Origin of the sequence: Perlucidibaca aquatica (assembly GCF_001676655.1) — a bacterium.
Classification (GTDB): domain Bacteria; phylum Pseudomonadota; class Gammaproteobacteria; order Pseudomonadales; family Moraxellaceae; genus Perlucidibaca; species Perlucidibaca aquatica.
Window position 1 is genome coordinate 1 of sequence record NZ_LZDB01000002.1, and the last position, 24,619, is coordinate 24,619.

Consider the following 24,619-nt stretch of genomic DNA (forward strand, 5'->3'; position numbering starts at 1 on the left):
GCATCCCTATAATGCGCCCCACACCGCAGCGATGCTGAGGTGTAGCGAAGAAAGCTTGTTGAAAAACAATGACTTAAGTAGCGATAGCGGGTGATTTAGAGGTTCCGCTAGTTGATTCGAAGATGCTGAAAAATTTCTGCAAATTCTGATTGACACGGTGATGAGAATCACTAGAATACGCCTCCTCGCAAGACGCACTGCAGACGATGCAGTGATGAGTTCTTTAACAGTTTAGTCAAACAACTTGTGTGGGTTTTTGCAGTTGTGAGTGACATCGAAAGATGAAAACTATCAACGGCAATAACTTACTCGTGAATTCATGAGAAAGACCAATTGTTCGTTGAGCCAAGCTTGGTGCTCTTAAGGCACTATGTAGTATTAAACTGAAGAGTTTGATCATGGCTCAGATTGAACGCTGGCGGCAGGCTTAACACATGCAAGTCGAGCGGTTTGGTTAGCTTGCTAACCAGATAGCGGCGAACGGGTGAGGAATGCTTGGGAATCTGCCTAGTAGTGGGGGATAACGTTTCGAAAGGAACGCTAATACCGCATACGCCCTACGGGGGAAAGGGGGGGATCTTCGGACCTCTCGCTATTAGATGAGCCCAAGTCGGATTAGCTAGTTGGTGAGGTAAAGGCTCACCAAGGCGACGATCCGTAGCTGGTCTGAGAGGATGATCAGCCACACTGGAACTGAGACACGGTCCAGACTCCTACGGGAGGCAGCAGTGGGGAATATTGGACAATGGGCGAAAGCCTGATCCAGCCATGCCGCGTGTGTGAAGAAGGCCTTCGGGTTGTAAAGCACTTTAAGCGAGGAGGAATGGCTGAGGGTTAATAACCTTCAGCAGTGACGTTACTCGCAGAATAAGCACCGGCTAACTCTGTGCCAGCAGCCGCGGTAATACAGAGGGTGCAAGCGTTAATCGGAATTACTGGGCGTAAAGCGCGCGTAGGCGGTTACGTAAGTTGGATGTGAAATCCCCGGGCTCAACCTGGGAATTGCATTCAAAACTGCGTGGCTAGAGTGTGGGAGAGGAAGGTAGAATTCCAGGTGTAGCGGTGAAATGCGTAGATATCTGGAGGAATACCGATGGCGAAGGCAGCCTTCTGGCCTAACACTGACGCTGAGGTGCGAAAGCATGGGGAGCAAACAGGATTAGATACCCTGGTAGTCCATGCCGTAAACGATGTCTACTAGCCGTTGGGGGACTTGATCCTTTAGTGGCGCAGCTAACGCATTAAGTAGACCGCCTGGGGAGTACGGTCGCAAGACTAAAACTCAAATGAATTGACGGGGGCCCGCACAAGCGGTGGAGCATGTGGTTTAATTCGATGCAACGCGAAGAACCTTACCTGGCCTTGACATGTCTGGAATCCTGTAGAGATACGGGAGTGCCTTCGGGAATCAGAACACAGGTGCTGCATGGCTGTCGTCAGCTCGTGTCGTGAGATGTTGGGTTAAGTCCCGCAACGAGCGCAACCCTTGTCCTTAGTTGCCAGCACGTAATGGTGGGAACTCTAGGGAGACTGCCGGTGACAAACCGGAGGAAGGCGGGGACGACGTCAAGTCATCATGGCCCTTACGGCCAGGGCTACACACGTGCTACAATGGTCGGTACAAAGGGTTGCCAACTCGCGAGAGTGCGCTAATCCCAAAAAGCCGATCGTAGTCCGGATTGGAGTCTGCAACTCGACTCCATGAAGTCGGAATCGCTAGTAATCGCGGATCAGAATGCCGCGGTGAATACGTTCCCGGGCCTTGTACACACCGCCCGTCACACCATGGGAGTTTGTTGCACCAGAAGTAGGTAGCTTAACCGCAAGGAGGGCGCTTACCACGGTGTGGCCAATGACTGGGGTGAAGTCGTAACAAGGTAGCCGTAGGGGAACCTGCGGCTGGATCACCTCCTTAATCGATTACGATGCCTCTATCTGCAAGAACCCACAACAAGTTGTTTGACTAAATGAAGTAGCCCGGACTTAGAGGGCCTGTAGCTCAGTTGGTTAGAGCACACGCTTGATAAGCGTGGGGTCACAAGTTCAAATCTTGTCAGGCCCACCACTAAGTTGGCTGGTCATAGACTAGAGGGCGAGCGACACCTTGAGGGGCCTTAGCTCAGCTGGGAGAGCGCCAGCTTTGCAAGCTGGATGTCATCGGTTCGATCCCGATAGGCTCCACCACTTATGTGAATAGCAAATGTGGTTGCAAGCGGTAAGGTAGATGAAGCGAGAGCTCAGACCTTAATGACGAAGTTCGTTATTAAGGTCTGGATTTTCCAGGTTGACCGGGATGACCGGCAACATGATCTTTAACAATTTGATTCGAGTCTAGGTTTGTTGGATTCAATTAATCGGGAGTAATTCTGGTTATGCGATGAATGCAATATCTAAAAATAGAGAACTGAGTCAAGCGACTTTGGTACTTCTTAGACACTGATCAAACGTCAGATAGGCTGTTTGAATGTAAATTCAATCAGACTGTTTGGGGTTATATGGTCAAGTGAATAAGTGCACACGGTGGATGCCTTGGCAGTCAGAGGCGATGAAAGACGTGATAGCCTGCGAAAAGCTTCGGGGAGGTGGCAAATAACCTTTGATCCGGAGATCTCTGAATGGGGAAACCCACATGGGGTTAATGCCCATGTATCACATACTGAATACATAGGTATGTGAGGCGAACGGGGGGAAGTGAAACATCTCAGTACCCCTAGGAAAAGAAATCAACCGAGATTCCGTCAGTAGCGGCGAGCGAACGCGGAAGAGCCTCTAGTCTTTAGCATCGGTGTTAGTGGAGCAGTCTGGAAAGTCTGGCCATAGTGGGTGATAGCCCCGTACACGAAAACAACGATGTGGAACTAAGTCTAGGACAAGTAGGGCGGGACACGTGACATCCTGTCTGAATATGGGGGGACCATCCTCCAAGGCTAAATACTCCTGACTGACCGATAGTGAACTAGTACCGTGAGGGAAAGGCGAAAAGAACCCTGGTGAAGGGAGTGAAATAGATCCTGAAACCGTGTGCATACAAGCAGTGGGAGCCGACTTGTTCGGTGACTGCGTACCTTTTGTATAATGGGTCAGCGAATTATTCTCAGTAGCAAGGTTAACCGTATAGGGGAGCCGTAGGGAAACCGAGTCTGAATAGGGCGTTAAGTTGCTGGGAGTAGACCCGAAACCGAGTGATCTATCCATGAGCAGGATGAAGGTTCGGTAACACGAACTGGAGGTCCGAACCCACTGTCGTTGAAAAGCCAGGGGATGACTTGTGGATAGGGGTGAAAGGCTAATCAAACTCGGTGATAGCTGGTTCTCCCCGAAAGCTATTTAGGTAGCGCCTCGGACGAATACCCACGGGGGTAGAGCACTGTTTCGGCTAGCGGGTCATCTCGACTTAGCAACCCGATGCAAACTCCGAATACCGTGGAGTAATATCCGGGAGACAGACGGTGGGTGCTAACGTCCATCGTCAAGAGGGCAACAACCCAGACCGCCAGCTAAGGCCCCAAATTCCTGGTTAAGTGGGAAACGATGTGGGAAGGCATAGACAGCTAGGAGGTTGGCTTAGAAGCAGCCACCCTTTAAAGAAAGCGTAATAGCTCACTAGTCGAGTCGGCCTGCGCGGAAGATGTAACGGGGCTCAAACCAGGAGCCGAAGCTGCGGATTTGCACATGTTGCAAGTGGTAGGGGAGCGTTCTGTAAGCCTGCGAAGGTGAGTTGAGAAGCTCGCTGGAGGTATCAGAAGTGCGAATGCTGACGTGAGTAACGATAATGGGGGTGAAAAACCCCCACGCTGAAAGACCAAGGGTTCCTGCGCAACGTTAATCGGCGCAGGGTGAGTCGGCCCCTAAGGCGAGGCTGAGAAGCGTAGTCGATGGGAAACCGGTTAATATTCCGATACAACTCATTATTGCGATGGGGGGACGGAGAAGGCTAGGTATACCGCGCGTTGGTTGTCGCGGGGAAAGGTGGTAGGCAGGTCCCTTAGGCAAATCCGGGGGATCGTTAATGCTGAGAACTGAGACTAGGTCCCATGTGGGCTGAAGTTACCGATGCCATGCTTCCAAGAAAAGCCTCTAAGCTTCAGATAGTGAGTTACCGTACCCGAAACCGACACAGGTGGTCAGGTCGAGAAGACCAAAGCGCTTGAGAGAACTCTGGTGAAGGAACTAGGCAAAATGGCACCGTAACTTCGGGAGAAGGTGCGCTGCTGCGCGTGAAGGACTTGCTCCGTAAGCGCATGGCAGCCTCAGAAACCAGGCCGCTGCGACTGTTTATTAAAAACACAGCACTCTGCAAACACGAAAGTGGACGTATAGGGTGTGACGCCTGCCCGGTGCCGGAAGGTTAATTGATGGGGTTAGCGAAAGCGAAGCTCTTGATCGAAGCCCCGGTAAACGGCGGCCGTAACTATAACGGTCCTAAGGTAGCGAAATTCCTTGTCGGGTAAGTTCCGACCTGCACGAATGGCGTAACGATGGCGGCGCTGTCTCCACCAGAGACTCAGTGAAATCGAAATAGCGGTGAAGATGCCGTTTACCCGCGGCTAGACGGAAAGACCCCGTGAACCTTTACTGCAGCTTGACACTGAACTTTGACTTTACTTGTGTAGGATAGCTAGGAGGCTTTGAAGTGGCGACGCTAGTTGCCATGGAGCCGACGTTGAAATACTAGCCTGGTAACGTTGAGGTTCTAACCTAGGCCCCTTATCGGGGTTGGGGACAGTGTCTGGTGGGTAGTTTGACTGGGGCGGTCTCCTCCTAAAGAGTAACGGAGGAGCACGAAGGTGCGCTAATCACGGTCGGAAATCGTGAGGTTAGTGTAATGGCACAAGCGCGCTTAACTGCGAGACAGACACGTCGAGCAGGTACGAAAGTAGGTCATAGTGATCCGGTGGTTCTGTATGGAAGGGCCATCGCTCAACGGATAAAAGGTACTCTGGGGATAACAGGCTGATACCGCCCAAGAGTTCATATCGACGGCGGTGTTTGGCACCTCGATGTCGGCTCATCTCATCCTGGGGCTGAAGCAGGTCCCAAGGGTATGGCTGTTCGCCATTTAAAGAGGTACGCGAGCTGGGTTTAGAACGTCGTGAGACAGTTCGGTCCCTATCTACCGTGGGCGTTTGAGATTTGAGAGGAGCTGCTTCTAGTACGAGAGGACCGAAGTGGACATACCTCTGGTGCGCCGGTTGTCACGCCAGTGGCATAGCCGGGTAGCTACGTATGGAAGGGATAACCGCTGAAAGCATCTAAGCGGGAAGCCCACCTCAAGATGAGATCTCACTGGAGATTTAATCTCCCTAAAGAGCCGTTCAAGACCAGGACGTTGATAGGCACGGTGTGGAAGCGCAGTGATGCGTGAAGCTAACGTGTACTAATTGCTCGTGAGGCTTGACCATATAACACCCAAGCAGTTTGAGCTTTTAAGATCAAGCTAGCGTTTGCGGTGTCTGAGAGTATCGAAGTTGTTTGACGCTGTTCTCTATGACTCGAATCAAGAATTTGGACGGTGTTGTGTTGAGTAATCAGCAGCGACATCAGGTCCGCCGAATTGCCTGGCGACCATAGCGAGTGTGAACCACCTGATCCCTTCCCGAACTCAGAAGTGAAACCACTCCGCGCCGATGATAGTGTGGCAGTAGCCATGCGAAAGTAGGTCATTGCCAGGCACCTAATGCACGAACCCCTGATCAGTTATACTGTTCAGGGGTTTTTGCTTTTTAGATCAACTACATTTCAGAGCAGATTATGGCGCCCATACTCAGTAAAGGATTTTATCGCCATTACAAAGGGCGCTATTACGAAGTGCTTGATCTAGTCAGGCATTCTGAAAGTGAGGAGTGGCACGTGCTGTATCGCACGTGCTATGGCGACTTCTCGCTGTGGGTACGGCCGTTCGATATGTTTACCGGAACGGTTTTGATTGATGGAGTTGGGCAGCAACGCTTTGCCTATGTAGGGAATCAGCATCCAGAAGGCGTTGTAGCTAGTAATTAGGCTGAAGGACTTAGATTAATAGGGATCAGATAAGTCGCATCGATAAATCGATGGCTTTAATGTCCTTGGTCAACGTGCCCAGCGAAATATAGTCCACGCCTGTTTCGGCAATGGCGCGTAGGGTGGTTTTGTTTACACCACCGGATGCTTCTAGCTGAGCACGACCCGCTGTGTGAAGCACGGCCTCACGCATTTGTTCTAAAGAGAAGTTATCGAGCATGATGCGGTCAGCGCCCGCAGCCAGTGCTAGCTCTAGCTCCTGATGATTCTCAACTTCAACTTCGACCATTTTTCCGGGCGACTGAGCTCTCGCCGTGTTGATTGCTGCCGCAATTGAGCCTGCGGCCATGATGTGGTTTTCTTTAATCAGGAAGGCGTCATAAAGCCCCATACGGTGATTCTCACCGCCACCAATCAGAACCGCATATTTTTGCGCCACACGAAGGCCGGGCAGCGTTTTACGCGTGTCGAGCAGTTTGGCGGATGTATCACGAATTAACTCGGCAAGTTCGCGCGTCTGCGTAGCTGTTGCGGATAAGGTCTGTAGGAAATTCAGTGCGGCGCGCTCGGCGGTTAACAGGCTGCGCGCCTTACCCGTAATTTCAAATAACGTGCTGCCGGCCGCCACTGCTTGGCCTTCATCCACCATCCATTGCAAATTAAGCTGTGGATCAACCGCCATGAAGGTGGCCTCAACCCACAGTTTTCCTGCTAGTACCATTGGGTCGCGAGTGATTACGCGTGCCGTCGCGATGCGATCTTCAGGGATAAGTGCAGCAGTGATGTCACCGTTACCAATATCTTCAACGAGAGCTGACGCTACATTGGCGGCAAGGGCTGCTTTTACGAGCTCGGGGGTCATCATGTGAAAAAATCCAAGACCAGATAGGGGAGGCTGTCCGTTAAGGGCCTGCATTGCGCTAGTATAAATCACCTAATGTCTGTCTTGGAGTTTGCATGCGCATCAGTGCAACGCATTGGCTAGATGCAGCGAGGCATTGCCCCTCTCCATTTTTTAATCAGCGCCCTCAGGCTGAAATATCGCTGACGGTAATTCACAACATTAGTCTGCCACCCTCGCAATTTGGGGGACCGTTTATCGAGCAGTTATTTCTCGGTTCCTTAAATGCGAACGATCACCCTTACTTTGCTGAGATTCATCGGCTAGAAGTGTCGTCACATTTGTTGATCCGTCGTGATGCTGAAATCATCCAATTTGTAGCCTTTGATCAGCGGGCTTGGCATGCCGGTCGCTCTCAGTACTTAGGGCGAGATAACTGTAATGATTTCTCCATTGGTATTGAGTTAGAGGGCAGTGATGATCAGCCCTTTGAGGATGCGCAGTATGAAAGATTGGCACTTGTGATAAAAACTTTATGGCAACATTATCCCGAGTCTATAGGCCGCTTGGTGGGTCATAGTGAGATTGCACCGGGCCGGAAGACCGATCCTGGGCCTTTTTTTGATTGGCCTCGACTGAATCAATTATTAGCAGAGAGGCGTTAAGCCTCCGTTTTATGACGCTGAGTAGGAGCGAACGTACATGAGTTTGTTATTAGCATTGTTGGCCTTGGCAGCCTACTTCGCCTTGCCTTTAGAGTGGCGCCAAGCCGTTGCTAAGCCCGGCAGTCATTGGTTGGGCTGGTGCAGTCAGTTGCCCAAAAGTTTGAGTGCGGGCATTCGGCTGTCGCTCACCTTGTTAATTCCGATGGTTGTTCTGGCAGTCTGCTTGCAGGCACTCAAAGAGCTGGGCTTAAGTCTGCTTATTTTTGTGCCTAGTGCATTAGTGTTGCTCGTTATTTTTGGCGATATAGCGCAGCCATCTGCCGCTGCTAAGCATTTGGAGAATTGGAAGCAGCGCCCGTGGGCCACGCCCATTCCGGATGCGGAACAAAATGACTGGGTCACGCCTGACCTCGCATTGTCGGCAGAGTTAGGTGAGGCACGTAAAGACATGCTGCGTGAGTCCTTGCAGCAGCTTTTCTCACCGTTATTCTGGTTTTTGCTGGCGACCCCGGTGGCAGCCTTGGGCTACTATTTTTTACGCTTGGCTGAACGTGAGTCAGAGGCTGAAAACCAAGACTTGGTCAGTCACTGGCTGACATTGGCCGATTGGATTCCAACTCGGTTGTTGGCATTGAGTTTTGCCTTGGCGGGTAACTTTACGGCCACGTGGGTGGTCATTCGCGAGCGTTTGTTGAAACCCGATGCGCCAGGTCATGAGCTCATTGACGAAGCAGCAGAGGCTGCGGAGCCGGTTGATCTGGATTCTCATGTTGAACCGTCTGTAGCCCTCTCGGAGGCCATGACGGGCTTGCAGGCTCTGCTGCAACGCGCGTTGATCGTGTGGATGGTGATGTTGGCTTTGCATACCTTGTGGCCCGGCGCTTGAGTCAATCCTTATGGCTGAGGAGTGTCATTGCACTTTTGGCCCTGTTGAGTACGGCGTCTCAAGCTCAGCAATCGCCGGCCAAGGCGGCGGTAACACTCACTACTTGGACAGACGACAACCGCCAAGCATGGCAGGTACCGCAGACGCTACCCAAGCGCTGGGTCGTGTTGGGGCCACATCTGGTTGATATGCTGCGGGATCTTCAGGTCCAACATGTCATTGTGGGAGTTCAAGATGATCACCCTTCGGTTGGCCGCTGGCAAAAAAGTCTGACGGGCTTTCCCGTGGTGGCTCAGGCGAGCCAAATCAACGAAGAGCAAATACGACGGGCGAGGCCGGATCTTGTGGTCTATTGGCCTTCTGGGCTTGCTGGAAATCAACAAGCACGTTTGCGTCAATTGGGTATCCCCATGCTCGCCATCGACCCCAAAAAACTCGAAGATCTTCCCGCACGATTAAATTGGCTGGGTGCTTTGGCAGGGCAGTCAGCGCGTGCCGCTAATCAAGCCAATGAACTTCAGAAGAACTTGCAAGAAACCCGGCTACGCTATGCTCAAGGTCCGCGTTTGCGCGGCTTGTATCAGGTCTGGTTACAGCCTTTATATAGCCTTGCGCCACAGCATGTCGTCAGCCAAGCCATGGCTGTGTGCGGGGTAGATTCAATCGTGCCGAAAACATCGGTTCCCGCACCCATTTTGCAATTAGAGTTTGTGTTAAAGGCTAGGCCGGATGTCATTTTGCTCTCGCAAGATCAATTGCTGCCTTCACAAAAGTTTTGGCAGCGCTTTCAGCAAATACCGGCGGTAAAAAAACAACGCTTAGTGGTTGTGAATGATCGTGAGCTCACGCGCCCCGGTCTGTCTTTACTGCGCGAATTACCCACACTCTGCGACCAATTATTACCTTTCCGTACTTTGCCCAACTGATCAAGTATGTCATGCTCGTTGTGACCGATCAGTCACGCGAAATTCTTTACCCAAGATTGTCGTTAGGCTGATCATGACCCGGCTCAACAGGCCGCAATCCGGTATCGGAAAGGAGGCAACATGGCACGGCTTCGTCATTACGGCGACCGCGACCACGTGGAAACACAAGAGTGGTTAGATGCATTGGCATCCGTCGCAGAAAACGATTCACCAGAGCGTGCAAGGCAACTTCTGGAATGGCTGAATAATCATGCACCCAGCTTCGGCGTGCATATTGGCCGACTTAACACCCCCTATGTAAATACCATTCCCCGCGAGCAAGAACCGCTGATGCCGGGCGACCCGAACCTGGAGTGGCGTCTGCGCTCGCTGATTCGCTGGAATGCCTTAGCGATTGTGATGCGGGCGAACCAAAACGATGACGAACTGGGTGGCCATATCGCTACTTTTGCATCATCGGCCACGCTGTATGATGTCGGCTTCAATCACTTTTTTCGTGCACCCAGTGCCGAGCACGGCGGCGATTTAATCTATTACCAAGGGCATTCAGCGCCTGGTATCTATGCGCGTTCCTATCTCGAAGGCCGCCTGAGCGAGGACCAGCTCAACAACTTCCGGCGTGAAGTCGGTGGCAAGGGCTTGTCGAGCTATCCGCACCCCTGGCTGATGCCGGAGTACTGGCAGTTCCCGACGGTATCAATGGGGCTGGGGCCGATCATGGCTATCTACCAGGCCCACGTCATGAAGTACCTGATCAATCGCGGCGTGCTGCCGGATCAGAATCGCAAAGTCTGGGCCTTCCTCGGCGATGGCGAAATGGATGAGCCGGAGTCGCTCGGTGCCATTGCGCTCGCCGGTCGTGAAAAGCTCGACAACCTGATCTATGTCATTAACTGTAATTTGCAGCGTTTGGATGGCCCGGTGCGCGGCAACGGCAAAATCATTCAGGAGCTGGAGTCGGTATTCCGTGGTGCCGGCTGGAAAGTCATCAAGGTAGTCTGGGGCAAGAAGTGGGATCCGTTGCTGGCGCGCGATGTCACCGGTGCCTTGCGGGAACGCATGGATGAAGCGGTGGACGGCGAGTACCAAGCCTTCAAGAACCATGGCGGCGCCTATACCCGCGAGAAATTCTTCGGCAAATATCCGGAGCTGGCCGAGCTGGTTAAAGACCTGAGCGATGAGGAAATTGCCGCCCTCGATCGCGGTGGTCATGACCCATTCAAGGTCTATGCCGCCTACGCTGAAGCCATGGCTACTAAGGGGCAGCCGGTGGTGATTCTGGCCAAGACGGTGAAGGGTTATGCCACGGGAGCTGGCCAGGCCGCCAACAAGACTCACCAGATGAAGTCGCTGGACATCGGTTCGCTGCGCAAGTTCCGTGACCGCTTCGACATGCCGTTCAACGATGAGCAGCTCGAAGAGCTGCCGTTCTATCGGCCGCCCGAGGGCAGCCCTGAACTGAAGTATCTGCACGAGCAGCGTGGCAAGCTCGGTGGCTATCTGCCGCAGCGTCGTCCCCAAAGTCGGGCGCTGCCGGTGCCGAGCATCGAGAGTCTGGCCACAATTACGGCGGCCTCGGAGCGACCGATTTCGACCACCATGGCGCTGGTTCGCCTCATGGGCGTGCTGCTCAAGCAGGAGGGGCTGGGTGATCGCATCGTGCCCATCGTGCCGGATGAGGCGCGTACCTTCGGCATGGAGGGTATGTTCCGGCAACTCGGTATCTACTCCAATGTCGGCCAGCTCTACGAGCCGGAAGACAAGTCACAGCTCATGTATTACCGCGAGGATGTGAAGGGTCAAATTCTCGAAGAGGGCATCAACGAGGCCGGTGCGATGAGCGCCTGGATAGCCTGCGGTACGGCTTACAGCATCCACGATCAGCCGCTGGTGCCGTTCTACCTGTTCTACTCCATGTTCGGTTTCCAGCGCATTGGCGATCTGGCCTGGGCAGCGGGCGACAGTCGCGCGCGCGGTTTCCTGGTAGGTGCCACCTCCGGGCGTACCACGCTGAATGGAGAGGGCTTGCAGCATGAGGATGGCCATTCGCATGTGCTGTCGTCGACGGTGCCGAACTGCATTTCCTATGACCCAACCTACAGCTACGAGATAGCGGTCATCGTGCAGGATGGCCTGCGTCGCATGTTTGGCGAGCAGGAGGACGTGTACTACTACCTGACCACGCTCAATGAAAGCTATCCGCACCCGGCGATGCCGAAGGGCGCGGAAGAGGGCATTCGTCGTGGCTTGTACAAGCTGCAGGCGGCTAAGAAGGGCAAGGGTGTCGAGGTGCAGTTGCTCGGCGGCGGGGCCATCTTGCGCGAGGTCGAGGGCGCGTTGCCCTTACTCGCCGAAGAGGGTGTGCGTGCCACGGTGTGGAGCGCCACCAGCTTCACCGAGCTGCGTCGCGAGGGTCTGGAGGTGGAGCGCTGGAACATGCTGCATCCCGAGCAGAAAGCGAAGCAGGCCTGGGTGACGGAGCAGTTGGCCGATAGCACTGGGCCGATCATTGCGGCCAGCGATTACATGAAGGTGCATGCCGATCAGATTCGCGCCTTCCTACCGGCAGGGCGTAGTTATCGCGTGCTGGGGACGGACGGCTTCGGGCGCTCGGATGCGCGCGGGCAGCTGCGACGACACTTCGAGGTCGATGCTGCGCATGTGGCCTACACGGCCTTGCTGGCACTGCATGAAAGCGGCGACATCAGCACGGCTAAGCTACTGGCGGCACGTGAGCGTTGGGGCATTAATCCGGAACAACCATCAGCGGCGAAGGCCTAGGGAGATCGTTATGGCGACGCATATTGCGGTGCCTGACCTCGGCGTCGAGCAGGCTGAGGTCATTGAGTTATTGGTACCGGCAGGGAGCTCGGTGAAGAAGGATCAACCGATTGCACTGCTGGAATCGGATAAGGCCAGTTTGGAGCTGCCGGCAACGGCGGATGGCATGCTGGTCTCGTGGTCGGTCAAGGTGGGCAGCGTGGTTAAGGCTGGCGATGCGCTGCTGGTACTTGAGGATGCAGCTATTGCAGAGGTGGCCCCTGAGGCGGATGCTGCTCCGCTAGCCATGCCGTCTCCTCCGGTAGTTGCTCAAGCCGCTCAAGCACAGACCATGACCGCGGCGGACGATGACGTTGCCGCCGGCAAGTGCCATGCGGGTCCAGCAGTGCGTAAGCTGGCGCGAGAATTAGGTGCCGATCTCACGCAAGTGCCGGGCACCGGCCCGCGTGGACGAATTCTAAAAGATGATCTGCACAATTGGGTAAAGCAGCGCCTGACGCAACCCGTCGTTGCCGCTTCCTCAGGCGGCATGGCGGGCCTGTTCGGTGACTTACCTCCCGAACCGGACTACTCGAAATGGGGTGTGGTCGAGCTGACGCCTCGTTCGCGCATCCAACGCAAGTCGGCAGAAAATCTCGCGCGCTCAGCGCTGATCGTGCCTCAGGTGACGCAGTTCGACCTTGCCGACATCACCGAACTGGAAGCTTTCCGTCTAAGTTTGCGGGATAGCTTTAAGCAAAACGGACAGGCACTGACCATGACCGTATTGGTGGCAAAGGCGGTGGCTTATTTGCTGCGTGAGATGCCAATGTTCAACAGCTCGCTGGCGCGGGATGGCGAAAACCTCGTGGTGAAAGACTACGTCAACCTCGGCATCGCTGTAGATACGCCCAATGGACTGCTGGTGCCACTACTGCATAACGCCGATCGCATGAGTTTGAGTGAGATGGCTCGCAAGCTCGGCGAATTGTCCGAGCAGGCACGTACCGGCAAGCTGCCGCCGGCCGCAATGCAGGGGGCGACATTCACCATTTCATCGTTGGGTGGAGTGGGTGGAACGGCGTTCACGCCGCTGGTGAACTGGCCCGAGGTTGCCATTCTCGGGCTGTCACGAGCCAGTCAGCAGCCGGTGTGGGATGGCCAGGGCTTTATGCCTCGGCTGATGTTGCCCTTGTCACTGTCCTACGATCACCGTGTGATCGATGGCGCAGCGGCAGCTCGCTTCACGACCCGACTGGCCGTGCTGTTAGCGGATATCCGACGCTTGCTGGTGTAAAGATGACTTAAACGCGTCGGTTTATTTCTCTACAAACGCCCGCTCAATCACGTAGTGAGCCTGTTGGCCGTGGCGGGACTCTGTAAAGCCGCGCGCCTCCAGCATGGCCACTAAGTCTTTCAACATGCTCGGGCTGCCGCACATCATGACTCGATCCGTTTCAGGATTGAGTGGCGGCAGGCCGATGTCGGAAAACAGCTTGCCACTCTCAATGAGGTCGGTGAGACGACCTTGATTGCGGAACTCTTCACGGGTGACCGTGGGGTAATAAATCAGCTTTTCGCGAGCTTCAGCGCCAAAGAACTCATTGTCATGAATTTTTTCGCTGATGTATTCGCTGTATGCCAGCTCGCTGACTTGGCGCACGCCGTGGCAGAGCACCACGTGATCGTAGCGCTCGTAAACTTCCGGATCTTTGATGATGCTCATGAACGGCGCCAGCCCCGTGCCGGTGGACAGCATATAAAGCGTTTTGCCCGGCAGCAGGTTGTCCATGATCAGTGTGCCCGTGGGCTTGCGGCTGACCATCAGCTTGTCCCCGGGTTTCAAATGTTGCAGTTTCGACGTTAACGGACCGTCTTGCACTTTGATGCTGAAGAACTCCAGGTGCTCTTCATAGTTTGCGCTAACAATCGAGTAGGCGCGCATCAATGGCTTGCCTTCGGTCTCCAAGCCAATCATCACGAAATGACCATTGTGAAAGCGCAAGGCAGGATCACGTGTGGCCGTGAAGCTAAAAAGCGTGTCGTTCCAGTGGTGTACGCTGAGGATGGTCTCTTGGCCGATCGTAGACATGTGGTTTCTCTAAAGTAAGCTGCCCGCTCAGGCAGCATTAGCAAGGTATGGAGTCATTTTAACGGGCAGCCTATATCAGTGCCAACGCAAATATTTGATTTTATATATCAGCAAAGCTGACTATGCGGAGCGCTCGCTCAACCAGTTGGCCATCAGGCGCCAGGCCTCTTTAGGCGCTTTGCTGCCAGCCAAGATGCCCATATGGCCACCCGAAATGTGCTCAAAGCGGCTGTCGCTACTGCCCACGAGTCCGAGCAAGGGCCGAACGGCATCGGCGGTGACCATGGTGTCGCTCTTGCCAGCGAAGGCAAGTAAGGACGCTTTGATTTGCAATAAGTCGGCGGTCTGTTCGCCAATCGTCATCAGGCCGTCGGCTAAATCATTGTCGATCCAGACGCGAATCAGCATGTCCTGAACAATGCCGCCCGGGTAGGCCACCATGTTGTCTAGGAAAGCGCCGTTGGTGGCATGGTTGACCACATACTCGCGATCGCCGAGCTGCTTGAGTAAGTCCCAATAGCCCATGATGGAGCCCACAGGGCTGAGCATTTTAAAGGCCAGCACATTGGCCCAGCCCGGCGTGTGTAGCCAGTTCGGATTGATGTTATGCACTCTGAAGCTGGTGTTTTTACGAACCCAGTTCGCCTGCTTGGCGAGCTGTTGATACATTTTGCCAATGGCCCCAGAGGCATGACCGTCAATCGGTGTGCCCACAATCACGATGTTGCGAATGTGGGGGTCACGACTCAATGCGCTGTAGCCCAGCGTGAATACCCCGCCTAGGCTCCAGCCATGGAGGGTTAAGTCCTCAACGCCGGCATGGGCACGAATACGTTGCAAAAACTGTGGCATGAATTCGCTGATGTAGGTATTTAAGTTGAAGTGGGTGTGCTTGCGCCCTGGCACGCCCCAATCAATGAGATAGACCTCATAACCCCGCGCCAACAGGTACTTCACCAGGCTGCGGTCAGGAAATAAGTCATAGATACTCATTTTCACGGCTAGCGGCGGCACAATGACCACCGGCACACGGTGACGGCGCTTCTCGACTTGCAGGGTTTCACCGTCAACGGGAATGCGTTCTTCATTCAACGGTAAGTAATAACGCAGCTTGATGAGGCCGTCATCGAAGAGCACCCGAAAGAGCGTTTGGTCAGCTAGCGTGAGTTTGTCGGCGCGAAAAAATCGGTCGCTGGCATTGGTGAGCGCGACTTCGGCGCGTGCTCGAACACGCTGCGAGGATTGATTCAAGGTGGCGGTCTGTTCACGCACACGCTGGCGAATGTTCTGTGTCAGATCATTAATATTCACGGTAACCCCCTGACGGCACGGCATGGAATGCAATTGCCGCGAAATATAGCCTAGCTGGGGCTTAAAACACTGACCCAATTGAAGAAATGCGCGGCCATTTCGGACAATTGCAATGGTTTGTGGCAGAGTCTGCGGCATTCAAATAACGCCATTTTTTGAGGAGCGTGTTATGTCGTTAAGTCATCAATTACAGGTCGTAAGCTCAGTTTTTGCCTCAACGTTTGCGGCTTGGCGTGGTTCTTCCGTGTTCAAGCAACGCAAGCAGCCTGCTGAGCGACCCATCCTTTTTGATATTGAAGCTTCGCCATACTGCCGTCTGGTGCGTGAAGCCTGCACCGCGTTACAGTTGGATATTGACATTCGCCCCTGCCCCAAAGGCGGCACGCGTTTTCGTTTAGAGGCCGAGCGGTTGGGTGGAAAGCAGCAGTTCCCGCTATTGGTCGATCGCAATAGTGGCGTTGTGTTGTATGAGTCTGCCGACATCATTGCCTATTTGTTTAAAGCCTATGGTCGGGGCGAAACCCCGCCACGCTATCGTGCGTCGGCCCTGCAAAAGGGTGGCAGCTATGTGGCTACAGTGGCTCGAGGCCTGAAGGGATTGAAGGCTAAGCCTTCCCAAGCCCCAGCACAGCCCTTGGCGCTGTGGAGCTTTGAGTCCAGCCCCTATTCGCGCTTGGTGCGAGAGCGTCTCTGTGAGCTCGAGCTGCCCTATACCCTCTACAACTTAGGTAAAGAGCAGTGGGCGGATGTAGGCCCGGCGGTACGCCGCGTAAAATCAGGGCCGTATGTACCGATGGTTGGCGGTAAGCGCGAAGCCTTTTTGCAGCAGTATGGCCGCGTGCAAGTGCCTTATTTAGAGGATGCCAATACAGGTGCGGCGCTGTTCGAGTCGGAAGATATCCTTGCCTATTTAGACCAGACCTACGCGCGCTAAGTGCACGGAGTTTGCTATGACGATTTTGACCCACCCTGTTGTTGCCGCACTCTTTGAAGCGCATGTGCAACATAGTCATGCGCTTTTAACCGGCGATGGTTTGATCCCGCACCTAACCCATGAGCTGGACGCGGATCTTGCTAATGCCAGCTTGCTGACCCTCAATGCCGTCGTGACCCGCGACATGATTAAGTCGACGGTGCACGCCTATGCCGTAGAGATGCCCATGGCTGGCGGTATTCCCGAGCTGGTTGGCGATATTGCGCGCATGCTGCATGCGCATCCCATGCAGGAAACAACGCGGCTCATTGATGTCATTTCTGATCAGCAAGTGCGTGAAATCGTCGCTAAAGCCGTGGAGATGCGTGAAGTTCGTGAGCGCGTTATTCATGAGGTACTGGGTAATCCGGTCTTGGCCGATATGGCCGGCGATTTAATTCTGCGGGGCATTAAGGGCTATTTGGCGCAGGGCAACGAGGCGGCAAAAAGTATTCCAGGCGCATCGGCACTGATGGGCTTTGGCAAGTCCATGCTCAGTAAGGCATCCCCAGACTTGGAAAAGAAGCTGGATGAAGGCCTGCAAACCTATGTTCACAAAAGTACGCAGGCGACCCTGCGCAGCAGCGAAAAAGCCTTACTCGAGCGTCTCAACGATAAGGCCTTGCAGCGCATTGCGTTGGACTTCTGGGCCGAAATTAAGCACCAGCCAGCAAGCGCTTTGCGCCGATTCGTGACAGCGGAAACGCTAGAAGAATGCTTTGTGATTGGCTACGAATACTGGCGCAGCGAGTTACGCAAAACGCCGTATTACCAGGCCGTTATTGACGTAGGTGTGGATGCGTTCTTCGATAAATATGGCGACAGCTCCTTGGCCTTTATTCTTGAAGAGGTGGGGGTGACGCGCGAGATGATCCTGCGTGAAATCGTACGCTTTGCTCCGCCAATTTTGGCGACCTTGCATGAGCAGGGGCTTTTAGACGGCATTATTCGTCGCCAGCTCCTGCCCTTTTATGCCTCAGGCCGTATTGAAGCGGTCTTGGCGGCGCACGGAGTGTAAGCGGTGGCTATTTCGTTAAAGGATCAGCTGCTAAAAGCGGGGCTCGCCGATAACAAGCGGGCACGCCAAGCCGATCATGTCAAGCGCCAAGCGGCCAAGGGTAAACACGAGGGCGAAAGTGCCGCGTTAGCGGTGCAAAAAGCCCGCGAAGCTCAGGTTGAAAAGGACCGCGAGGCCAGCCGGCAGTTCGTTTTGCAGCAAGAACAGAAAGCGGTTGCCGCGCAGATTCGCCAGCTGATTGAGGCGCATCGTATTGAGCGTAAAGGCGGTGAATTGAGCTACCAATTCACCCACGAGCGTAAGGTGAAAAAGCTCTTAGTCAGCGAGCCGCAGCAGTATCAACTCATTCACGGTCAAATTGCGATTGTCACCTTGGATAGTCAATACGAACTCGTGCCGACTGCGATTGCAGAGAAAATTCAGCAGCGAGATCCTTCGCCTATTGTGCTGCTGAATACGCGCCAGGCCAGTGCCGTGGCAGATGATGACCCCTATGCCGACTATCAGATTCCCGATGATTTGATGTGGTAATACCCATTGATAGCGCTGGGCGAAACATGCCGGTTGAGGTTTTTAGAAAATGTTGAAGTGGATGGTTTTAGCGGTGTTCATTGCTTCTGCACTGTATGTGCAGCGCAGGGGCAAAGTTCAGCACAAGTTTTCGCGCCAATTCTTTGATCATTCCACGTTGATGGCCCCCATTAACGTCATCATGTACTGGTGGTCGAAAGTGCCCACCACGCCGTATCTGTCGAGCGATCACTTTGCCGACCTAAAAGTGTTGGAAGCGAACTGGGAAACCATTCGCGATGAAGCCCAGGCGCTGGCGGATAAAGGCCTGATCAAGGTCTCGGCGGAGTACAACGATGCCGGCTTTAATTCTTTTTTCAAAGTGGGCTGGAAGCGCTTCTATTTGAAGTGGTACGAGGATGGCCATCCGTCTGCCGCCGAGCTCTGTCCGAAAACCACGGCCTTGGTGCGTAGTCTCGACTCGGTCAAGGCTGCAATGTTTACCGAGTTACCGCCGGGCAGCCGTCTGGTGCGTCATCGTGACCCGTATGCCGGCTCCTTGCGCTACCACTTAGGACTGATGACCCCGAATGATGATCGTTGCTTTATTGATGTTGACGGTGAGCGCTACAGCTGGCGCGACGGTCAGGGGGTGATGTTTGATGAGACCTACATTCACTACGCTGAAAATGGCACGGATCAGAATCGTATTATCTTACTCTGTGATATTGAGCGGCCGATGACCGCACGCTGGGCGCAAGCCTTCAATGGCTGGTTCTCGCGCCATGTAATGACGGCGGCAAGTTCGCCCAATACGGAAGGCGATAAGACCGGTGGGATCAATCAGGCGTTTCGTTATTTGTATCAAGTGCGCTTGCGCGCCAAAGCCCTGAAAAAGACCAATCGCACGCTTTATTACGTACTGAAGTGGCTTATTTTGGGCGGCCTCATGGCGTGGATATTCATTTTCTGATGCGACACTCATGACGCAAGATCACGCCGGACAATCCTTTAGCGACTACGCTCGGCTGTCGCCGGACCTGGTGATCGATGCCATCGAGCATACGGGGCGTCTGTCAGATGCCCGCGTGTTTGCGCTGAACAGCTATGAGAACCGGGTCTATCAGGTCGGCATTGAAGATGAGCTGCCGCTAGTAGCCAAGTTTTATCGTCCCGGTCGCTGGAGCGACGCGCAAATCCGCGAAGAACACAGTTTCACGCGGGAACTGGCGGCGGCCGAGCTGCCGGTCATCGCGCCCATTGCCAATGACGATGGTGAAACGCTGTTTGGCTATGGCGATTACCGCTTTGCGCTGTTTTTGCGTAAGGGCGGGCAGGGACTGGAGGCTGGCGACCTCGATCAATTGCATCGGGTGGGTATGTTGCTTGGGCGAGTGCATCAGATTGGACGCCAGCAGGCATTCAGCCATCGCCCAGTACTCGATATTGAGCGTTACCTGACGCAGCCTGTGTGTCGGGTCGAAGCTCGCCTGCCAGCACATTTGCTGGCGGCCTATCGCACGGTGATCACGCAGTTGCAGGTCTTAATTCAGGCCAGTGGCCTAGGCCAATTGCGTCATATTCGCACGCAAGGAGACACCCATCCGGGCAACATCCTTTGGACGCGTGACGACGGCCCGTGGCTGCTTGATTTCGACGACTGCCAGTCGGCTCCAGCGGTGCAAGACTTATGGATGTTATTGAGCGGCTCGCGACCTGAGCAGGAGCTACAACTCGCCGAATTGCTAGACGGCTATCAGATGTTTTGCGATTTCGACGCCCGTGAGTTGGCGTGTATAGAGGCATTGCGTAGCTTACGCATGATTCACTACGCCGGTTGGCTGGCTTTGCGTTGGGAAGATCCTGCTTTCCCCGCAGCCTTTCCTTGGTTCGATACCCCGCATTACTGGCAAACCCATATCGGCGAGCTGCAAATGCAGATCGAGCGCATGGGTGAGCCGCCACTGCGCATGCTCTAATCTCATCACTTACCACTGGTCGCTCGTTTTGGTTGACGCCAATCAGCGCCAGACGAGAGGTAGTGTGCGCTGCATGAATACTGGCGTATGGTCTTATTTGACCTGACGAGTGTCGGGTTACCGAAATCGGAGGCCTGTCGTGACGCCGAATACCTTCAATGATCTGCTCAAAGACTGGACTGCGCGGCAGCTATCGCAGCGGCAGAAGGTGACTCGCACCATAAGCTTGTATGACACCGACATGGTCAAGGTGAAAGCCTTGGCTGCAGTCTTTGGCCTGAGTGAGCAGGAAATTGTGGCGAGCATTATTCACCACGGACTGTTCGAGCTGGAATCAAAGATTCCCTATGAGCAGGGAAACAAAGTGATACGCGTCGAAGAGGGCGAAGATGTGTATGAAGATATCGGCATGATGCCGCGTTATATCGACAAGATTAGAGAAATTACGCGAGGGCGGTGAGGTTGCTTAAGGATTCATGGGTTTTTGCCCGAGCTCGTGCGTGATGCCGAGCTCGGGCTTTTTTTCTTAACCCTGACTAAAAATGAAATTGCGGAAGTTTGGCTTGCGCATCTTCATCCAGTACTTCCAAGTAAAGCCGGGCCAAATGGTGAAGTTGCGGCCGGTTTCATTGTCGATATACCAGCTCTTGCAGCCACCTTCGCTCCACACCATTTTCTGCAGTTCGGCTTGGATTTTGTCATTGTAGGCAGCCTCAGCCGCCGCCTTAACTTCAATGACGTTGGCTTGCTGGCGGTCCATCTCTTCCAAGCAGGAAATAACGTACTTAATTTGCTGCTCAATCATGAAAATGATGGAGTTGTGACCCAGTGCCGTATTAGGCCCAAGCAACATGAACAAATTCGGTAAGTCTTTCAGTGTTGTGCCAAGGTAGGCGCTCATGCCGCCTGTCGTTTCACGGGTTTCAATGCCACTACGTCCGTAAATCTTTAATGGACCCAGCGGATCGGCCACATCAAAGCCGGTGCCGCAGATGATGGCATCAACCTCATGCTCAACGCCGTTGCTGTCAATGACGCTATGGGCGCGCACTTCTTTAACGCCAGCAGCAACAACATCCACATTGTCTCGCGCTAATGCGGGGTAGTAGTTGTTGGAGAACAGTACGCGTTTGCAACCGATGGTGTAGTTGGGCGTGAGTTTCTCTCGCAGAACGGGGTCTTTGACTTGGTTAGCGAGGTGCCAGCGTGCCAGCTTTTCAATCACGACCATGAGCTTGGGGTTAACAAAGCCCAACGCAAAGCCTTCGGCTTGCCAATAAATGCTGGCGCGGAATAACCGCTGTGAGCTTGGAATGAACTTGAATAGCTTCTTCACGTTATCGTGCATCAGGCCGTCGGGCTTTGGCACTAACCACGGTGGCGTGCGCTGGAACAGCACCAACTTGTCGACCTTGGGGGCGATTTGCGGCACGAATTGAATGGCGCTGGCGCCTGTACCAATAACGGCGACGCGTTTGCCAGTGAGGTCGTAATCATGGTTCCACTGGGCGGAATGGAACATCGTGCCCTTGAAGCCATCAAGGCCCTTTACATTGGGTAGCGCCGGGCGGCTCAGACCGCCGATACCGGACACGACCACGCGAGCTGTGTAGTGATCGCCGTTACCTGTAGTGAGCTGCCAGTGCTTTTTGGCTTCAATCCAGCGCGACTCAATGAGCTCACTGTTGCCACGGAAGTGTGGCATCAAGTCATATTTGTTCGCGCACTTCTTCATGTAGGCGAGAATTTCTGCTTGGCCGGAGTAAAAACGCGACCAATCAGGATTCTGCTCGAAGGAGAACGAATACATATGCGAAGGCACATCACAGGCCGCACCAGGATAGTGGTTGTCGCGCCAGGTGCCGCCGATGTCGGCTGCTTTTTCGAGGATGATGAAGTCGCTACGGCCGGCTTTTTTCAAAAAAATGCCCATGCCGAGGCCAGAAAATCCGCTACCAATAATGGCAACGTCGTAATGAGGAATTGTCACTGATTGCTCCTGTCGCTGCTGCCGACTAAGGTCGACAATGGATGTAGCGAGAGGCTATCACGAATATGACAGTGCGTGATGTAAGGGTTTTGAAAATGGCCTGGTGAGCAGGCCATTTTTGGATTAACGCTTGATCGGTGTGATTTTACTGCCTTCAATGCTTAGGCTGGCCATCAGGCCTTGTTGATCAAAGATGAATGCATAGGTGTCTCCGGTGAGCGTCGTTGATGTCAGGCTTTTTGCGACGCCCTCATTCACGACAACCACATTAGGCCCAACGCCGACTTCCCAGCCCTGGCTGGTTTCCAGGTATCGCAGCGATTTCTCATTCATGAGAAACAACACATAACCAAACGATTGAGCGCCTGCTTGCAGCCCCCAAGATGCGGAAACGGAGTTGAAGTAGCCATTGGCTGCGCCATTTTTAAGCAATACGCCTTCGCCATAGCTGCCGCCAAAAATCAGACCCGCTTTAACCACATTCGGAAATACCAGAATGCCACTGGCTTGCTTGCCCATCGCCGCGGCAACGGGGTTGCTGCGATAGAGTTTGTCGAGTGCCTGGTTGGCAGAGCGATTCAGATCTTCAGCGCTGGCCGCAGCCGCTACGGGGCTCACTAAAGCCAAAGACACCGGGGTCGCAATGCCGAGCAAAAGCGAAAGTGAAGCACTTTGAATGATATTCATAACAGTCTTCTTTTGAGTGGGTTGTGCTAGCACTAACGCTCAACGTGGTATTTGGTGCGCACACGGAACTCACTATAGACTGAGCGCCATTTTCTTCAGGAGCAACACAGCATGTCGAACTCGCCTCAAGCCAGCACCATCAGCATCAATGGCAAAGACCGTTACCATGAGCCAGCACCTGAGCACATTAATGTCGAAGAATTCCGTAAGGTGGTGATGAGCCGACGCTCGGTGCGTAAGTTCACCAGCAAGCCTATCCCTCAGACGGTTGTGGACGATTGCTTGGATATGGCTCTGCTGGCCCCGTGTTCTTCAGGGCTACAGCCTTGGGAGTTTTATGTTGTGCGCACGCCAGCCAAAAAAGCCAAGTTGGTTAAGGCTTGCATGAGTCAGCTAGCCGCGAAAACAGCCTCTGAGCTGATTGTGTGCGTCGCCCGCACCGATCGTGTTGAAGAGTTCTCGCGCAAAATGCTGCGGGAATGGCCCATGCCGGATGTACCGACCTTGGTTAAGCGCTATTACCAGCTAATCCCCTATAACTACGCGCCGGGTCCGCTGAACAGCTTCGCCATGGTGAAGAAAGCCGCGTTTGCGGTGGGTGGTCTGGTGGCTCCTGTGCCACGTGGTCCATACACCAGTTCGGAGGTGCAGCTCTGGGCTGCCAAAAGCACGGCATTAGCCTGTGAGAATTTGGTGCTGGCCTTCCGCGCTCATGGCTATGACACGTGCATGATGGAAGGCTTCGATGAGGTCCGCGTACGTAAGTTACTTAAACTAGAAGACGCTGCTTTCCCGGTCATGGTCGTTGGTGCGGGTGAGCGTGCCGATGATGGCGTATTCTGGCCTCAGGTACGTTTCGAGCGCGAACTCTTTGTGCATGAGGTCTGATATGACGATTCAGTCATGGATGATTTATGGCGCCAACGGCTATACCGGCGAGCTGATTGCTCGTCAGGCGGTAGCGCAGGGCTTACGTCCGATGCTTGCTGGACGCAGCGCAGGAAAACTGCAGGCATTAGCCACTGAACTAGGTCTTGATTACCGGGCCTTTGGTCTTGGCCAGCCGGACACCGTAAAGGCTGGCCTGGCGGGGATCGATCTGGTGATGCATTGCGCGGGTCCGTTCTCAGCCACCAGTGCACCGATGGTTGAAGGCTGCCTCGCGGTTGGCGCGCACTACTTGGATATTACCGGTGAGGTTGCCGTATTCGAGCACATACATAGGCTGACCGCGCGGGCCCGCGAGGCCAATGTCGTGCTTTGTCCAGGTGTGGGTTTTGATGTCATCCCCACGGATTGCGTGGCGGCTAAGCTGAAGCAGCTACTGCCGGATGCAGAGTACCTTTCGTTGGGCTTCCAATCGCCCACAGGACCATCCCCTGGCACATCAAAAACACTACTGGAAGGACTGTCTAAAGGCAGCATCGAGCGCCGCGACGGGCGACTCGTTAATGTACCTATGGGCAGCAAGCATCGCGACATTGACTTCGGTCGCGGGCCACGTACGGCCATGTCTATTCCGTGGGGTGATGTGTCGACGGCATATTACACCACCGGCATCGCCAACATTGACGCGTGGATTCCCTTGCCAAAGTCGGCCATATACGGCGCCAAGGTCATGAACCTAGGCAAATCCATCTTTGGCCTGGCCTTCGTGCAAAACTTTCTCAAGGGTCAAATTGATTTGCGCGTGAAAGGCCCCGACTTAGCCACGCGAACGGCGCAGCCGACCTATGTGTGGGGTGAGGCGCGTAATGCCGCAGGCATCACGCGAACGGTGCGTATTCGTACGAATAATGTCTACAGCCTGACGGTTGATGGGGCGTTGGCTGTGGTGACCTGGTTGCTCAACAATCAACCCACGGGCGGCAGCTACACGCCAGCGATGTTGATGGGGCCGGAGTTGGTCGAAAGCTTACCGGGCTCGGGTACGTTCCAAGTGAGTTAATGCTGGATTGGCGATGCGTCATCCTGCGAATTC

Annotated in this window: 19 protein-coding genes, 2 tRNA genes and 3 rRNA genes; 19 read left to right on the forward strand and 5 right to left on the reverse strand. The window is 54.1% G+C overall.

What is annotated here, in order from left to right; all coding sequences use genetic code 11:
• The first annotated feature begins 380 nt into the window (after positions 1-380).
• The 6 genes from A8710_RS03605 to A8710_RS03630 all read left to right on the forward strand — a co-directional run bounded on the left by A8710_RS03605 (position 381) and on the right by A8710_RS03630 (position 6,000).
• A 16S ribosomal RNA gene (locus A8710_RS03605) occupies positions 381-1,915 on the forward strand.
• 73 nt (positions 1,916-1,988) lie between these two features.
• Positions 1,989-2,065, forward strand: a tRNA-Ile gene (locus A8710_RS03610).
• Between the two features lie 43 nt (positions 2,066-2,108).
• Positions 2,109-2,184: transfer RNA gene (locus A8710_RS03615), tRNA-Ala, on the forward strand.
• Between the two features lie 313 nt (positions 2,185-2,497).
• Positions 2,498-5,402 (forward strand): 23S ribosomal RNA (locus A8710_RS03620).
• Positions 5,403-5,557: 155 nt separating this feature from the next.
• Positions 5,558-5,672: ribosomal RNA gene (gene rrf / locus A8710_RS03625) — 5S ribosomal RNA — on the forward strand.
• Together the 16S, 23S and 5S rRNA genes with 2 tRNA genes alongside form the textbook arrangement of a ribosomal RNA operon.
• Before the next feature lie 79 nt (positions 5,673-5,751).
• Positions 5,752-6,000 carry a DUF1653 domain-containing protein gene (locus A8710_RS03630; RefSeq protein WP_068858156.1) on the forward strand — a complete coding sequence of 83 codons (249 nt, stop codon included), beginning with the start codon at positions 5,752-5,754 and terminating at the stop codon, positions 5,998-6,000.
• Between the two features lie 25 nt (positions 6,001-6,025).
• On the opposite strand, the gene nadC is transcribed toward A8710_RS03630, so the two are convergent.
• Positions 6,026-6,865, reverse strand: a complete 840-nt coding sequence (nadC, locus tag A8710_RS03635; RefSeq protein ID WP_068858157.1) for a carboxylating nicotinate-nucleotide diphosphorylase — start codon at positions 6,863-6,865, stop codon at positions 6,026-6,028.
• Between the two features lie 92 nt (positions 6,866-6,957).
• Between nadC and ampD the strand changes: the two genes are divergently transcribed.
• The 5 genes from ampD to A8710_RS03660 all read left to right on the forward strand — a co-directional run bounded on the left by ampD (position 6,958) and on the right by A8710_RS03660 (position 13,375).
• Positions 6,958-7,506, forward strand: a complete 549-nt coding sequence (ampD, locus tag A8710_RS03640) for a 1,6-anhydro-N-acetylmuramyl-L-alanine amidase AmpD (protein WP_068858158.1) — start codon at positions 6,958-6,960, stop codon at positions 7,504-7,506.
• A gap of 37 nt (positions 7,507-7,543) precedes the next feature.
• Entirely contained in the window at positions 7,544-8,392 is an 849-nt protein-coding gene (locus tag A8710_RS03645; protein ID WP_068858159.1) for a hypothetical protein, read from the forward strand.
• Positions 8,389-9,318, forward strand: coding sequence for an ABC transporter substrate-binding protein (locus A8710_RS03650; protein WP_157686267.1), 930 nt, complete (start codon positions 8,389-8,391; stop codon positions 9,316-9,318). Before A8710_RS03645 ends, A8710_RS03650 begins: the two co-directional genes overlap by 4 nt.
• 120 nt (positions 9,319-9,438) lie before the next feature.
• Entirely contained in the window at positions 9,439-12,099 is a 2,661-nt protein-coding gene (gene aceE / locus A8710_RS03655) for a pyruvate dehydrogenase (acetyl-transferring), homodimeric type (protein WP_068858161.1), read from the forward strand.
• A gap of 10 nt (positions 12,100-12,109) precedes the next feature.
• A complete protein-coding gene (locus A8710_RS03660) occupies positions 12,110-13,375 on the forward strand; it encodes a 2-oxo acid dehydrogenase subunit E2 (RefSeq protein WP_068858162.1) in 1,266 nt (421 codons plus the stop codon).
• Between the two features lie 21 nt (positions 13,376-13,396).
• Here A8710_RS03660 and A8710_RS03665 read toward each other — a convergent pair whose 3' ends face one another.
• Positions 13,397-14,170, reverse strand: a complete 774-nt coding sequence (locus A8710_RS03665; protein ID WP_068858163.1) for a ferredoxin--NADP reductase — start codon at positions 14,168-14,170, stop codon at positions 13,397-13,399.
• A gap of 120 nt (positions 14,171-14,290) precedes the next feature.
• Positions 14,291-15,481 carry an alpha/beta fold hydrolase gene (locus tag A8710_RS03670; RefSeq protein WP_157686271.1) on the reverse strand — a complete coding sequence of 397 codons (1,191 nt, stop codon included), beginning with the start codon at positions 15,479-15,481 and terminating at the stop codon, positions 14,291-14,293.
• Positions 15,482-15,650: 169 nt separating this feature from the next.
• Between A8710_RS03670 and A8710_RS03675 the strand changes: the two genes are divergently transcribed.
• The 6 genes from A8710_RS03675 (at position 15,651) to A8710_RS03700 (ending at position 20,421) form a co-directional block, all read left to right on the forward strand.
• Positions 15,651-16,415 (forward strand): glutathione S-transferase N-terminal domain-containing protein, encoded by a 765-nt coding sequence (locus A8710_RS03675; RefSeq protein WP_068858164.1) that lies wholly within the window; start codon positions 15,651-15,653, stop codon positions 16,413-16,415.
• 16 nt (positions 16,416-16,431) lie between these two features.
• On the forward strand, positions 16,432-17,472 hold the full coding sequence (locus tag A8710_RS03680; RefSeq protein ID WP_068858165.1) for a hypothetical protein: 1,041 nt from the start codon (positions 16,432-16,434) through the stop codon (positions 17,470-17,472).
• Between the two features lie 3 nt (positions 17,473-17,475).
• Positions 17,476-18,003, forward strand: coding sequence for a DUF2058 domain-containing protein (locus A8710_RS03685; RefSeq protein ID WP_068858166.1), 528 nt, complete (start codon positions 17,476-17,478; stop codon positions 18,001-18,003).
• A 49-nt stretch (positions 18,004-18,052) separates the two neighbouring features.
• Positions 18,053-18,955, forward strand: a complete 903-nt coding sequence (lpxO, locus tag A8710_RS03690) for a lipid A hydroxylase LpxO (RefSeq protein ID WP_068858167.1) — start codon at positions 18,053-18,055, stop codon at positions 18,953-18,955.
• Between the two features lie 10 nt (positions 18,956-18,965).
• Entirely contained in the window at positions 18,966-19,961 is a 996-nt protein-coding gene (locus A8710_RS03695) for a serine/threonine protein kinase (RefSeq protein WP_068858168.1), read from the forward strand.
• Positions 19,962-20,100: 139 nt separating this feature from the next.
• Positions 20,101-20,421: a hypothetical protein gene (locus tag A8710_RS03700; protein WP_068858169.1), complete on the forward strand. Its 321-nt coding sequence runs from the start codon at positions 20,101-20,103 to the stop codon at positions 20,419-20,421.
• Positions 20,422-20,487: 66 nt separating this feature from the next.
• On the opposite strand, the gene A8710_RS12510 is transcribed toward A8710_RS03700, so the two are convergent.
• Together A8710_RS12510 and A8710_RS03710 are read right to left on the reverse strand one after the other, a co-directional pair.
• Positions 20,488-21,951, reverse strand: coding sequence for a flavin-containing monooxygenase (locus A8710_RS12510; protein ID WP_068858170.1), 1,464 nt, complete (start codon positions 21,949-21,951; stop codon positions 20,488-20,490).
• A 123-nt stretch (positions 21,952-22,074) separates the two neighbouring features.
• A complete protein-coding gene (locus A8710_RS03710) occupies positions 22,075-22,638 on the reverse strand; it encodes a lipid-binding SYLF domain-containing protein (protein ID WP_068858171.1) in 564 nt (187 codons plus the stop codon).
• Between the two features lie 111 nt (positions 22,639-22,749).
• On the opposite strand from A8710_RS03710, the gene A8710_RS03715 reads away from it, so the two are divergent.
• Together A8710_RS03715 and A8710_RS03720 are read left to right on the forward strand one after the other, a co-directional pair.
• Positions 22,750-23,526 (forward strand): nitroreductase family protein, encoded by a 777-nt coding sequence (locus A8710_RS03715; protein ID WP_068858172.1) that lies wholly within the window; start codon positions 22,750-22,752, stop codon positions 23,524-23,526.
• A 1-nt stretch (position 23,527) separates the two neighbouring features.
• Entirely contained in the window at positions 23,528-24,586 is a 1,059-nt protein-coding gene (locus tag A8710_RS03720; RefSeq protein ID WP_094078669.1) for a saccharopine dehydrogenase family protein, read from the forward strand.
• The last annotated feature ends 33 nt before the right edge of the window (positions 24,587-24,619 follow it).